The following is a 12,416-nucleotide window of genomic DNA, read 5'->3' on the forward strand; positions in this document are numbered from 1 at the left end:
CACGGCGCTGGTCCTCCTGGTAGCCGTGAAGGGAGCGTGGATGGACGCGGACGATGCGGTACGCGCGGTTTACGAGGCGTCGTACCGCCGGCTCGTCGGGCAGCTCTACGGGGTGACCGGAGACCTGGCCGAGGCGGAAGACGTGGTGCAGGAGGCTTTCGCCCGCGCGGTCGCCCGGCCGCGGGCCTTCCGGGAGGTCACCGACCAGGAGGCCTGGCTGCGGACCGTCGCGATCAATGTGGCGCGCAACCGGTACCGGCGGCGGTGGGTCTTCGACCGCCTCTTCCGGGCCGGCCGGGTCTGGACCCCGCCGGAGACGGTGCCCGAGCACGTCCCGGACGGGCTCGACCTGCTCGCCGCCCTTCGCACGCTGCCGCACCGCGTGCGGGCCGCGCTCGTCCTGTACCACCTGGTGGACCTGCCGGTCGACGAGGTGGCGGCGACCCTCGGCGCGTCGCCCAACACGGTCAAGTCCTGGCTGGCCCGGGGACGGGCCGCGCTGGCGCGCGAGCTCGGCGACGAGCCGCGCGCCCAACCCGCGAAGGAGTCGGCACGTGATTGACCAGAGGTATCGCACTCTCGCCGGGGCGGCCGAAGAGGCGGCCCACCCGCCGGAGTTCGCGTCGGTACGCCGCCGCGCCGGACGGCTCCGGGCCCGGCGGCGGGCTGGCGGCGTGCTCGCCGCGGTGGTCCTGGTGGCCGCCGGCGTCGCCGGAGCGGCGGTGCTCCGCCCGGCGGACCAGACGTGGGAGCCGGCGGGCTCGGGCGGCCGGATCCTGGCGGCCGACGCCGCCGACGCGAACCACCTGTACGCGATCCGCAGGGAGTGCGACAGCTGCCCGCCGGAGCTGATCGGGTCGACCGACGGCGGGCAGAGCTGGACGGAGCGTTCGCGGCTCGAAAACACCGACGACTCGCCGCTCCTGCGGGTGCTCAGCCCGAAGGTGGCGCTGTTGAGCTGGACGAGCTCGACCAACTCGTCCGGCGCCCCGGTCGGCGGCGAGCCAGGGGCCGGTGACCCGGCCGCCGGTGCGCGAACCTACGAGACCAGGATCACCGTGGACGGCGGCCGGACCTGGCGGGTCCCGCGGACCTCCGCGAAGCCGGTTTCGGCCGCGGCCAAGAACATGCGGGTGCTCGACAGCATGAACCCCGGCGTCGGCCCGTTCACGAGCGAAGCCAGCCAGCTTCCGGTGTTCGCCGTGGATCCCGCGTCCGGGCAGATCGCGCCACTCGCCAACCAGCCGCCTTTGCGCTACCGGGATGTGGTCGACGTGCCGCGGGAGGCGGGCCTGTGGGTGACCGGCGCCGATCCGGCGACCGACAAGCCGGCGATCTCGGTCAGCCGGGATGGCGGGCGTACCTGGAAGACGACCGTGTTCAGCGCGGAGAACCCGGCGGTACAGCGCCATGGGGGTGAGAGCGCGATGGTCGGAATCAGCCCGCCACAGATGGCGACCTCCGACGGGCAACTCGCGTACGCGACGATGCCGACCAACGGGGCCGTGGCACCGGACGGCGGCCCGGGCAGGTGGGTCAGGCCGGGGATCTACCGCACCACCGACGGCGGGGCGCACTGGAACCGTGCCGGCGACCTGTCGATGCCCGCACCCCTGCTGGGAGCGCATTCGGTGGTCATCGCCGACGGCACGCACGTGCTGGCGGCGACCGACGGCAAGGGCTACCAGTTCCTCGGCAGCCCGGACGGCCGGAAATACACCCGGATCGACCTCGGCCTCCGGCCCGCGCCGGGCGAGGAGCCACGGGCGGTCGCGGCCCGGCTGTTCCTCTTCCGGAGCGCGGGCGTGCTCTACACCTCAGCCGACGGCCGGAGCTGGCGGGCCGTGGCTGGAGACTGATCCTCAGCTCAGGACCGCCCAGACGACCTTGCCGTCCTGCTTCGGCCGCCAGCCCCACCGGGCCGACAGCGAGTCCAGCAACGCCAGGCCGCGCCCACCGTAGGAGGTGGGCGCGGCCACCCGTGGTTGCGGTGGCTGGGTCGAACGGTCGTGCACCGCGATGTGCAGCTCGTCCCCGTGCAGGGTCACCTCGACGGTGATCGGCGTGCCGGCGTGGACCACCGCGTTGTTGACCAGTTCGGTCACCGCGATGTGCGCCGACTCGGTGAGTTCGTCCCGGCGCCACCGGGCGCAGGCGGTGGCGACAAGCTGACGAGCCAGCCGGGCCGCCTCGACCCGCGGCTCGAGCTCGAGGCTCAGCCAGCGGTCGGGGGTCTGTCCAGTCGCGTTCTTCATGAGGGATTACCTGCTCCTCAGCTACCCCGGATCGGGGGAAGCCATGCGACTTCGTCACTGCCGATCGGCGAGCGGCGGGCACCCTGGCGACGGGCGGACCCGAGCGGCGAGCGGCGGGCACCCTGGCGGCGGGCCCACGCTAGCGGCGAGCGGCGGGCACCGGGTGGTGGAGGCGGACCGGGCGGCGGCGCGGGGCGGCGGCGACCTGGTGGTGGTGCTGTGGCTCGGCGTAGCGGGTCAGGCCGATCACCGCGGCCAGCGTGACCAGGAAGCCGATCATCGCGAGCCACTCGCGGCCGGGCCAGATGCGGTCGCCGAGGAAGAGCAGGCCGATGATCGCGGCCGGCACCGCGCCGGCGGCGTCCATGGCGGCGACGGCGGCCGTGGTGGAGCCGCGCTGCATCGCCAGGCCGAGCAGGAGCTGGCCGACGACCGAGTGGGCGAGCAGCAGGTACAGCAGGGGGTGGATCAGCAGCGCCTCGAACGAGTGCACCGCCGCGAGCGGCCGGGCGGCCACCGCCGCGCCCGAGAAGGCGAGGCCGGCCAGCGACCCGAGCGCGACGGACCCGGGCGCACCGTGCAGGCGCACCGCGAAGAAGCCCAGCGCGCCGATCACCACGAGCGCGATCACCAGCGCGCCCAGGCCGAGCGGCCCGATCTGCCGGGAGGGGGCGGGCTGGGCGGCCAGCACCAGCGCGCCGATGCCGGCGAAGAGGAGCACCAGCAGCGCCACCTCGGCGCCGGGGAGCCGCCACTTGAGGATCAGCACGCCCAGCACGGCGGTCACGCCGAGGCCGGCCGCCACGCTCGCCTGCACCAGGAAGAGCGGCAGGTCGCGGCGGGCCAGGAAGGCGAGCAGGAAGCCGAGGGCCTGGCAGGACAGGCCGATGAGGTAGGTCCGGTGGCTGGCCAGGCGGAGCAGCAGGCCCGGGTCGAACGTGTGGTGGACCGTGGTGCGGGTGGCGGCCATCGACTGGAGCATGTTGGCGACGCCGTACGCCAAGATCATCGCTGCCAGGAAACACCAGCCGCCAGTGGATGCCACCCGGCGACTCTAGCGGGATTGTCCAGCCCCCGCCTGTGCGGCTCGCGCCGACCACTCGTCAGAGCATCTCGATGCCCGAGGCGGAGAGTCGTTCGAGCAGGTCGCTGTGTAGCTTGCCGTTGGTGGCCACCGCGCTGCCGCCCCCCGGGCCGGACCGCCCGTCGAGGTCGGTGAACGTGCCGCCGGCCTCGGTCACGATCGGCACCAGGGCGGCCACGTCCCACAGCGAGAGCTCCGGCTCGACCATCGCGTCGAGGGCGCCCTCGGCAAGCAGCATGTATCCGTAAAAGTCGCCGTATGCCCTGTTACGCCATGTTTGGCGCATAATGCCGAGCATCGCGCCGAGACGGCCGTTCTCCTCCCACCCCATCAGGTCGGAGTAGCAGAAGCTGGCGTCGGTGAGCCGGCTCACCCCCGACACCTTGATCGGCGTGGCGGCGGCGGTGTGCCGCCCCGCGTACGCCCCGTGCCCCACCGCCGCCCACCACCGGCGCCCCAACGCCGGCGCGGAGACAAGACCAACCACCGGCTGGTCGCCCTCCATGAGCGCGATGAGCGTCGCCCACACGGGCACGCCCCGGATGAAGTTCTTCGTGCCGTCGATCGGGTCGATCACCCACTGCCGGGTGCCCGGACCCGCCGCCGCCTCGGTCGCGCCGAACTCCTCGCCGAGCACCGCGTCCCGCGGCCGGGTGCGTGCGAGCGTGGCGCGCAGGGCACGCTCCACCGCCGTGTCGGCGTCGGAGACCGGCGTCAGATCCGGCTTTGACTCCACGTGCAGGTCGAGCGCCCGAAACCGGGCGGACGAGATGGAGTCCGCCGTATCCGCGAGCACGTGGGCGAGGGAGAGGTCGTCGGCGTACCGGGCCATGGCGGGAAAGGTAGCTGATCCGGACGCTCCGCACGCGATAGCGTCCCCGTTATGAGACCGGATGCGGTGTGCGGACTGCTCGCCGAGCCCGACCGGCTGGCCGCCTTCGCCGCCGTGGTGCTGGGCGCGGCCACCCCCTCCGAGGTGGCGGCGAGCACCGGCCTGCCCGCCCGCCAGGTGGTTGTCGCGCTCCGCCGGCTGGAGTCGGGCGGCCTGGTTGCCAGCGTCGACGGGCGCATCGTGGCCGAGGCCGACGCGTTCAAGGAGGCGGTGCGGGAGCACGCGCCGCCGCCCGCCGCCGAGCAGGACCTCGACCCCGACCGCGCCAAGGCGGCGGTGCTGCGAGTCTTCGTGCGCGACGGCCGGATCGCACGCATGCCGGCCGCGCGGGGCAAGCGGCGGATCATCCTGGAGCACGTCGCCGCCTCGTTCGAGCCGGGCGTCCGCTATCCCGAGCGCGAGGTCGACGCCATCCTGCGCGCCTGGCACGACGACCACGCCTCGCTGCGCCGCTACCTCATCGACGAGGGGCTGATGTCGCGAGAGGACGGCATCTACTGGCGCAGCGGCGGCTACGTCGAGGTCTAAATCAAGATCAAACCCAAGCTTCGAGCTACCGCGATGTCCGCGGTGGTCCAGACCGCTGCTCCCGCGGCCTCACCCGTCCGCTGTTGGTCCCCCGGCCCGCACCCAAGAGGCCAGCCCTCTTGGGGATGAATTCTGAGGAGGCTCCCGTATACCCGTCCAGGCGGTGACAGGGCTGCCCTCTTGGGGGCAACGGGCAGCGGGCAGTGGGGCGGTTGGGCTTGTGACGGGGAGGTGGCAGCGGAGGCCGGGGATCTCGGCGAGCGCTGCGAGCCGCCGGCCGCAGCGGTCTCCGGCGGGAGCAACGGTCCGCAACTGACGCGGACCCGGGCAAATCTGCCTTTGCCCTACTTCCTAGAGCGGTTCGGTGGCCGAGGCTTCGGGGTCGGGCTCGCCGGATCGGGATGCCAGCAGGCGGCGGTAGGAGCGGAGCCGGCGTTCGTCGGCGCGTCCGGCCGCCACCCAGGCGTCCAGCGCGCAGCCCGGGGAGTCGGCGGTGTGCTCGCAGCCGGGCTGGCAGTCGACGGTCGCCTCGACGAGGTCGGGAAAGCCGTGCAGCAGGCTCTCCGCGGAGACGTGGGCGAGGCCGAAGCTGCGTACCCCCGGGGTGTCGATGATCCAGCTGGGCTTGTCGGCGGGGAGCCGGAGCGCGACGGCGCTCGTCGACGTGTGCCGTCCCTTGCCCACCGCGCTGACCACGCCGACCGCCCGGTCGGCGTTGGGGACGAGACGGTTGACGAGCGTCGACTTGCCCACGCCCGAGTGGCCCACGAGCACCGAAAGGCGTCCGGTGAGCGTGGCGCGCAGGTCGTCGAGGTCGGCGTCCGGCCGGCACAGCACGTGTGGGAGGTCGAGCTCGGCGTAGTAGCCGAGCACGGCGTCCGGGCCGGCCAGGTCGGCCTTGGTCAGGCAGAGCAGGGGGTCGATGTCGGCGTCGTACGCGGCGACGAGGCACCGGTCGATGAAGCCGGTGCGCGGCGGCGGGTCGGTGAGCGAGCTGACGATCACGAGCTGGTCGGCGTTGGCGACCACGACCCGCTCGAGCCGGCCCTCGGTGGTGGTCTCGTCGTCGTCGGCGGTGCGCCGCAGCACCGAGGTGCGCTCGGCGATCCGCACGATGCGGGCGAGCGCGCCCGGCGCTCCCGAGATGTCACCGACCAGGGCCACCCAGTCGCCCACGACGACCGACTTGCGGCCCAGCTCGCGGGCTCGCATGGCGGTGACGCTCGCGTCGCCGACGTGGCAGGTGTACCGCCCCCGGTCGACCGCGACCACGAACCCCTCGACCGCCTCGGAGTGCTTGGGGCGGGTGCGGGTACGCGGACGCGAGAACCGGGACGGGCGGACCCGTACGTCGTCCTCGTCGTACTCCCGCCGCTTTCCCGTCAGCGCTCCTCCTACCGCTCCTAGTGCCCGTCGACCATTGCCGACCATAGCGCCGGAAACTCCGGCATGGTCTTCGACGTGCATGCCACGTCGTCGACTTCGACACCGGGGACGGCCAGCCCGATGACCGCGGCGGCGTGGGCGAGCCGGTGGTCGTGGTACGTCTGGAACAGCGCGCCGCGCAGCGGGCGGGGGCGGATCTCCAGCCCGTCGTGGCTCTCCGTGACGTCCGCGCCGAGCGCCTCCAGCTCGCGGGCCAGCGCGGCGATCCGGTCGGTCTCGTGCCCGCGGATGTGGGCCACGCCGGTGAGTCGGGAAGGCGAGTCGGCGACCGCGGCCAGCGCGGCCAGCACCGGGGTCAGCTCGCTGACGTCGGACAGGTCGGCGTCGAGCCCGTGCACGGCGCCGGTGCCGCGCACCGTCAGGCCCTCGGTGCCGAGGGAGACCTCGCCGCCCATCTCGTGCAGCAGGGCGCGGAGCCGGTCGACCGGCTGGGAGCTCGTGCGCGGCCAGCCGAGCAGCGTCACCTCGCCGCCAGTGACGAGGGCGGCCGCGAAGAACGGCGCGGCGCCGGAAAGGTCGGGCTCGATCACCCAGGCGCGCCCGGCGAGCTTGCCCGGCTGCACCGCCCAGACGTCCGGGGTGGTGTCGTCGACCGCGGCGCCGGCCGCCCGCAGCATCTGCGCGGTCATCCGCAGGTGCGGGGCGGAGGGGACCGGCGGACCCACGTGGCGCACCACGATGCCGCGCTCGAACGCGGCACCGGCCAGGAGCAGCCCGGAGACGAGCTGGCTGGAGGCCGAGGCGTCGATCTCCACCTCGCCGCCGGCGACCCGCCCGGTGCCGTGGACGGCCAGCGGCAGGTTGCCGGTGTCGGAGGCGTCGATCCGGACGCCCACCGAGCGGAGCGCGCCCACCAGCTGGTCGACCGGCCGCTGCCGGGCGCGCGGGTCGCCGTCGAACGTGACGGTGCCGGCGGCCAGCCCCGCGACCGGCGGCACGAAGCGCATGACCGTGCCGGCCAGGCCGACGTCGACGTGCGCCGGGCCGGCCAGGGGGTGCGGGCGCACCACCCAGCGATCGTCGTCCAGAGTGGACACCTGGGAGCCCATGGCGCGCAGACCGGCGGCCATGAGCTCGGTGTCGCGGGCGCGGAGCGGGCGGCGGAGCGTCGAGGGCCCGTCGGCGATCGCGCTGAGCACGAGGGCCCGCGCGGTCATCGACTTGGAGCCGGGCAGCCGCACCGTGGTGGCGACCGGATCCTTCGCGGTCGGCGCGGTCCACGGGACGGGGGCGCGGGTCACGGTCACCCGTACAGTCTGCCGTCCGCCGCCGGCAACCGGTGATCGCCGATCCGGCTCCTCCCGAGTATCGAGACGGGCTGTGCCGCTGCGCTCGCTGGGCGCCTTCGGCGGCCAGCTCCCGCCGTCCTCGTCGCGGCGCTCCTCGGGCTGGCGGTCGCCACCCCGGAGGCGCGATAGCGTAAAGGCCATGTGCGGCCGGTACGCGACCACCCGCAGCGCGGCGGATCTCAGCGCGCTCTTCGAGGCGTATGACGACACCGGCGGAGCGCTGGTGGCCGACTACAACGTCGCACCGACCGACCCGGTGCCGATCGTGCGGATGTCCAAGTCGCGCGGGGAGCGGGTGCTGGCCGCGGCGCGGTGGGGCCTGGTGCCGACGTGGGCCAAGGACGCCAAGGGCGCGGCTCGCATGATCAACGCGCGGTCGGAGACCGTCGCCACGTCCAGCGCGTACGCGTCGCCGTTCGCCAAGCGCCGCTGCCTCGTGCCGGCCGACGGCTGGTACGAGTGGCTCCGCCGGCCGGACGGGCGCAAGCAGGCCTACTTCATGACTCCCGCGGGCGGCGGTGTGCTCGCCATGGCCGGTCTGTGGTCGCCGTGGCAGGAGGGCCTGACGTTCACGGTGGTGACCACGGCCGCGATCGGCGACCTGGCGCTCGTGCACGACCGGATGCCGTTGCTGCTGCCGTGGCAGCGCTGGGCCGACTGGCTGGCCGGCGGTGGCGAGGCCGAGGAGTTGCTGACCGCGCCGAGCGACGAGTTTCTGGCCGGCTTGGAGATCCGCCCGGTTGGCCCGGATGTCGGCGACGTCCGTAACGACGGCCCGCATCTGGTCGCCAGGGCACCCGGCGGCACACTCGGCGGGCCGCCCGAAGAACCGGTTGAGTTGACGCTATTTTGATCGTCCGTGTTTCTGATTGGTTACCGCTCTTCTGACGCAGTGTGAGCAGAAAAGAACCGAGCGATCGCGCACGGGAGCGCTCCCATCACGCTGTGTATCGAATACTGCCATTGGCGGTGAATAGTCGATTGGCCTTTCGGCCAGGATCTATGCAACCCCTTGAATTGCAAGCCGCGAATGCGATAGAACACAACGCCGGCAGAGGTGTCGATTCGCACTGGGCGGACGGCAACGCCATTACTTCGCCGGTCCCACGGGGGAGGTGGGTGGATGACACGGGCGCGGATGCCACGCCCGCACGAGGTTGCCGCTGCACGGCGCGACCCGCGGCTGCTTCGGGCAGTGAGTGAGCGTCAGCTGGACGATGCGTGGCGCACGAGAGGCGTGTGCCAGAGCGTTGACCCCGAGACGTTCTTCCCGGCTCCCAGTGAGCCGGCGGACGCCGCGGTGGCCCTGTGCCGCACATGCGACGTGCAGGGTGCCTGCCTGGCCTGGGCGCTGGAGGTCGGCGACTGCCACGGCGTCTGGGGCGCCACGACGCCCCGCGAGCGGCGGGCGATGCTCGTCGCCTGGCGTGGCCAGGTGCAGCCGGACACCGAGGCGTTGGAGAGCGCGGGCCCACCGGTCCGCGACCAGCTCCTGACCTTGGTGCCGGTAGACACGCACTGAGCCGGCCCGGGTGCGTCCGGTGGGCGACGATGGGCGGGTGTCTGACACCAGCCGTGAGATCGTCACGCCCCGCGGGCCGGCCCTTGTCGACCTGACGCCCGCGTCCGGTCGCCGTAAGAGCCTGCTCGTGCTCGGCCACGGTGCCGGAGGTGGGGTCAACGCACCTGACCTCGTGGCGCTGCGTGATGCCGCGTGCGCCGCGGGGGTGACCGTCGCCCGCGTCACCCAGCCCTACCGGGTGGCCGGCCGCCGGGCGCCGGCGCCCGCGCACCAGCTCGACGAGGCGTGGACAGCCGTCGTGCGCGAGCTGCTCGCCGACCATCCGAAGGCACGGCTGGTGGTGGGTGGCCGGTCCAGCGGGGCCCGGGTCGCCTGCCGCACCGCCGCCGACCTCGGCGCCGTCGCGATCGTCTGCCTGGCGTTTCCGCTCCACCCGCCGGGCCGGCCGGAGCGCTCCCGCCAGGACGAGCTGCCCGCCGGTGTGCCCACCCTCGTGCTCAACGGCGACCGTGACCCGTTCGGCATCCCCGCCGGCGGCCCGGACACCCTGATCGAGGTACGCCCGGGTGAGGGACACGACCTGCGCCGCGACCCGAAGGGTACGGCGGGCATCGCGGTCGGGTGGCTCCGTGAGCGAGGACTCGCCCGCTGACCTCCTCTGGCCTGCGACGGAGGGGAATGCACCCCGGCGGGGGCGTGTTCTAGCACCCGGAAGCACAAACTGCGGAAGGGGCAGAATCGGTGCAAACCAGTACGCGACCCTCTGATCGGGTGAACCCCGAGGTCGAGCGCGTGCGTCAGCTCCTGGGCGGGCCCGAGTGGCTCGCGGCAAACCCGGTGACAGGCGAGCCTTCCTCAGGCGCCGACCAGGCGTTCCGCGTATCCTCGGCGGGACAGTCGAGGGGGGACGTTCGGTTGACCCGACCGGAGAGGACCGACGAGCGGCGGGCGCGCTTCGAGCGCGACGCGTTGCCGTTCGTCGACCAGTTGTATGCCGCGGGACTGCGCATGACGCGCAACCCAGCCGACGCCGAAGACCTGGTGCAGGAGACCTTCCTGAAGGCGTTCGCCGCCTTCCACCAGTTCGAAGAGGGCACCAACCTCAAGGCCTGGCTCTACCGCATTCTCACCAACACGTACATCAACTCGTACCGGCGGCGGCAGCGCCAGCCGATCCAGGCGCCGACCGAGGAGATCACCGACTGGCAGCTCGCCGAGGCGGAGTCTCACACGTCGAGCGGGCTGAAGTCGGCGGAGACCGAGGCGCTCGAGCGCCTGCCGGACAGCGACGTCAAGGACGCTCTACAGCAGCTGCCGGAGGAGTTCCGGCTCGCGGTCTACCTCGCCGACGTCGAGGGCTTCTCCTACAAGGAGATCGCCGACATCATGGGCACTCCCATCGGCACCGTGATGTCCCGGCTGCACCGTGGCCGGCGTAACCTGCGCAAGCTGCTGGAGCGCTACGCTGCCGAGCGGGGCTTCAACCGCAGCCCGTCGCCCGACACCGCAGCAGCTGGCCAGGAGGTGTGACAGACCGTGAGTTGCGGTGAACCACACGAAACCGACTGTCGTGACGTGCTCGCCGAGGTCTACCTCTACCTCGACCTGGAGTGCTCCGACGAGCGGCGCGACCTGATCCGCACCCACCTCGACGAGTGCTCGCCGTGCCTCCGGGAGTACGGCATCGAGCAGGAGGTGAAGGCCCTGGTCGCGCGCTGCTGCGGCGACGAGCGGGCACCCACCGAGCTACGCGACCGCCTGCGCGTCCGGCTCAGTGAGCTTGTGTTCGAGGCCGACTCCCGGGAGTATCTGCCCGACTGATTCGGATCCTCGTTCCACTGGAGTCCTCCCGTGCTCACAGACCGGTTGCGCCGCTCGGTGCGACTGCCCGAGGCGGTGCTGACCGGCCTGCTGGCGGTGTTCGTCGCCGCCCGGGTGTTCATCTGCGTGCGGGGCGACGTCTTCACCTCGTTCGACACGTTCTCGTACGCGCACCGTGGTGACCCCGCCTTCGACCGGGGCTCGCTCGTCTCGCTGACCGGACACGCCCCGCGCCTGTGGGGCGTGCCGGTCTTCTACGCGATCTTCCCGAACGACCAGGCCCGCGCGGTCGCCCAGTGGACCGTGGGCACGGTGGCGTGGGCGCTGCTGGCCTGGGCGCTCTGGGCCTGCCTGCGCACGCTCGTGGCCCGCGTCGTGGCGGTTGCCGCCGTGCTCGTGGTCGGGCTGCTGCCCCAGGTGGCCAACTGGGACTTCGCGATGCTGTCCGAGTCGCTGTCCATCTCGCTCGGCGTCCTCACGCTGGCGCTGCTGCTGCTCTGGGCCCGTACCAGTGTGGTCTGGTATCTGGTGGGGGCGACCGCGGTGGCGGTCTGGTGGACGTTCACCCGGACCGACATCCGGGTCTTCGTGGTCTTCCTGATCCTCGCGCTGGCCGTGGTGGCGTGGCGGCGGCCGCCGAAGCGCCGGCACGCCCTCGTCGCGGGCGCGGTGCTGGTGCTCGCGACGATCTGGTGCACGGCGATCACACCGGTCGTCGACCGCACCTACGCCGGCTGGAGCGCTACGCCCGAGGTGCGGCACGAAGAGGGGCTGATGCTCTTCCGGCTGCGGCTGCACGTGCTGCCCAACCCCGAGGTCAAGGCGATCTTCCAGCGGGAGTTCGGCATGCCGTCGTGTCCGGGGATGGAAGAGATCGCCGCCGGGCCGGCGTGGGAGACCGCCAAGTTCGCCGCGGCGTACGAGCAGTGCCCCGAGTTCAAGGCTTGGGGCGAGCGCAACGCGGCCGACGTGTGGCAGCGGTACGCGCTGGCCGAGCCGGGCGTGTTCGCGCGGCAGATGCGCGAGGTGGTGCGCCTCTCGGTGGCCGGCTCCGACTACGCGAAGACCGAGCGCGTGGTGCCGATGGCGGTGGAAAAGCTGGTCTTCCCGCCGCGGAGCTGGGTGCTGAAGGCGCTCGGCGCCGCGCTGGTGCTCTCGGCCGCGGCCGTCGTCTTCGTCGCGCGGCGGCGGCCCGACCTCGCGCTCGCCGCCACGGTGGTCGCGGTCGGCTCGGGCGTGAGCCTGCTGGCCGGCATCTGGTTCGGCGCGGGGGAGTACTGGCGCTTCGGCATCCAGGAAGCGATCGGCCTGCGCCTGGCCGTGCTCGTCGCGGTGGTGGCCGCGGTCGACGTGCTGGTGGTCACCTGGCGCGACCGGGCCCGTGCCCCCGCGCCACAAGAGCGAAGCGCCCCCGAAGCCGCCGAGAAGACGACCTCAGGGGCGCCGTAGGCCCGAGCTCAGGAGTTGGGGCGCTTGCCGTGGTTGGCCGCGCTCTTCTTGCGTGCCTTCTTCTTGCGTGACTTCTTAGCCATGCGGGCCTCCAGGACGTCTAGGAACACGCAGATCCTAGCTGGGCATG

Annotated in this window: 15 protein-coding genes; 9 read left to right on the forward strand and 6 right to left on the reverse strand. The window is 72.8% G+C overall.

Features of this window, described 5'->3' with window-relative positions:
* Window positions 1-40 precede the first annotated feature (40 nt).
* Together AC5L36_RS06120 and AC5L36_RS06125 are read left to right on the forward strand one after the other, a co-directional pair.
* Complete coding sequence (locus tag AC5L36_RS06120) at window positions 41-562, forward strand: RNA polymerase sigma factor (RefSeq protein ID WP_441214356.1); 522 nt, start codon at window positions 41-43, stop codon at window positions 560-562.
* Window positions 555-1,859, forward strand: a complete 1,305-nt coding sequence (locus tag AC5L36_RS06125) for a WD40/YVTN/BNR-like repeat-containing protein (protein WP_441214357.1) — start codon at window positions 555-557, stop codon at window positions 1,857-1,859. The genes AC5L36_RS06120 and AC5L36_RS06125 overlap by 8 nt, the downstream gene beginning before the upstream one ends.
* A 3-nt stretch (window positions 1,860-1,862) precedes the next feature.
* Here AC5L36_RS06125 and AC5L36_RS06130 read toward each other — a convergent pair whose 3' ends face one another.
* The 3 genes from AC5L36_RS06130 to hisN form a co-directional block, all read right to left on the reverse strand.
* Window positions 1,863-2,255, reverse strand: a complete 393-nt coding sequence (locus AC5L36_RS06130; protein ID WP_441214358.1) for an ATP-binding protein — start codon at window positions 2,253-2,255, stop codon at window positions 1,863-1,865.
* A 139-nt stretch (window positions 2,256-2,394) separates the two neighbouring features.
* The gene (locus AC5L36_RS06135; RefSeq protein WP_441214493.1) at window positions 2,395-3,264 is read right to left on the reverse strand and encodes a hypothetical protein; all 870 of its coding nucleotides are present in this window, start codon (window positions 3,262-3,264) and stop codon (window positions 2,395-2,397) included.
* A gap of 94 nt (window positions 3,265-3,358) precedes the next feature.
* Window positions 3,359-4,171, reverse strand: coding sequence for a histidinol-phosphatase (gene hisN, locus AC5L36_RS06140; RefSeq protein ID WP_441214359.1), 813 nt, complete (start codon window positions 4,169-4,171; stop codon window positions 3,359-3,361).
* A gap of 51 nt (window positions 4,172-4,222) precedes the next feature.
* Between hisN and AC5L36_RS06145 the strand changes: the two genes are divergently transcribed.
* Complete coding sequence (locus AC5L36_RS06145) at window positions 4,223-4,759, forward strand: DUF2087 domain-containing protein (protein WP_441214360.1); 537 nt, start codon at window positions 4,223-4,225, stop codon at window positions 4,757-4,759.
* Between the two features lie 351 nt (window positions 4,760-5,110).
* Here the strand turns inward: AC5L36_RS06145 and rsgA are convergent, their stop codons facing one another.
* Window positions 5,111-6,190, reverse strand: coding sequence for a ribosome small subunit-dependent GTPase A (rsgA, locus tag AC5L36_RS06150; RefSeq protein WP_441214361.1), 1,080 nt, complete (start codon window positions 6,188-6,190; stop codon window positions 5,111-5,113).
* Window positions 6,163-7,452 carry a 3-phosphoshikimate 1-carboxyvinyltransferase gene (aroA, locus tag AC5L36_RS06155; RefSeq protein WP_441214362.1) on the reverse strand — a complete coding sequence of 430 codons (1,290 nt, stop codon included), beginning with the start codon at window positions 7,450-7,452 and terminating at the stop codon, window positions 6,163-6,165. Before aroA ends, rsgA begins: the two co-directional genes overlap by 28 nt.
* Before the next feature lie 181 nt (window positions 7,453-7,633).
* Between aroA and AC5L36_RS06160 the strand changes: the two genes are divergently transcribed.
* The 6 genes from AC5L36_RS06160 (at window position 7,634) to AC5L36_RS06185 (ending at window position 12,286) form a co-directional block, all read left to right on the forward strand.
* Entirely contained in the window at window positions 7,634-8,347 is a 714-nt protein-coding gene (locus AC5L36_RS06160; RefSeq protein ID WP_441214363.1) for an SOS response-associated peptidase, read from the forward strand.
* Between the two features lie 270 nt (window positions 8,348-8,617).
* Window positions 8,618-9,016 carry a WhiB family transcriptional regulator gene (locus AC5L36_RS06165; RefSeq protein WP_441214364.1) on the forward strand — a complete coding sequence of 133 codons (399 nt, stop codon included), beginning with the start codon at window positions 8,618-8,620 and terminating at the stop codon, window positions 9,014-9,016.
* A 37-nt stretch (window positions 9,017-9,053) separates the two neighbouring features.
* Window positions 9,054-9,668 carry an alpha/beta hydrolase family protein gene (locus tag AC5L36_RS06170; protein ID WP_441214365.1) on the forward strand — a complete coding sequence of 205 codons (615 nt, stop codon included), beginning with the start codon at window positions 9,054-9,056 and terminating at the stop codon, window positions 9,666-9,668.
* 89 nt (window positions 9,669-9,757) lie between these two features.
* A complete protein-coding gene (locus tag AC5L36_RS06175; protein ID WP_441214366.1) occupies window positions 9,758-10,546 on the forward strand; it encodes a sigma-70 family RNA polymerase sigma factor in 789 nt (262 codons plus the stop codon).
* Window positions 10,547-10,552: 6 nt separating this feature from the next.
* Entirely contained in the window at window positions 10,553-10,837 is a 285-nt protein-coding gene (gene rsrA, locus AC5L36_RS06180; RefSeq protein WP_441214367.1) for a mycothiol system anti-sigma-R factor, read from the forward strand.
* Window positions 10,838-10,867: 30 nt separating this feature from the next.
* A complete protein-coding gene (locus AC5L36_RS06185; RefSeq protein ID WP_441214368.1) occupies window positions 10,868-12,286 on the forward strand; it encodes a hypothetical protein in 1,419 nt (472 codons plus the stop codon).
* Between the two features lie 8 nt (window positions 12,287-12,294).
* Here the strand turns inward: AC5L36_RS06185 and AC5L36_RS06190 are convergent, their stop codons facing one another.
* Entirely contained in the window at window positions 12,295-12,369 is a 75-nt protein-coding gene (locus AC5L36_RS06190) for a 50S ribosomal protein bL37 (protein ID WP_369814844.1), read from the reverse strand.
* Window positions 12,370-12,416: the final 47 nt, after the last annotated feature.

It is taken from the genome of Phytohabitans sp. LZ39 (assembly GCF_059359075.1).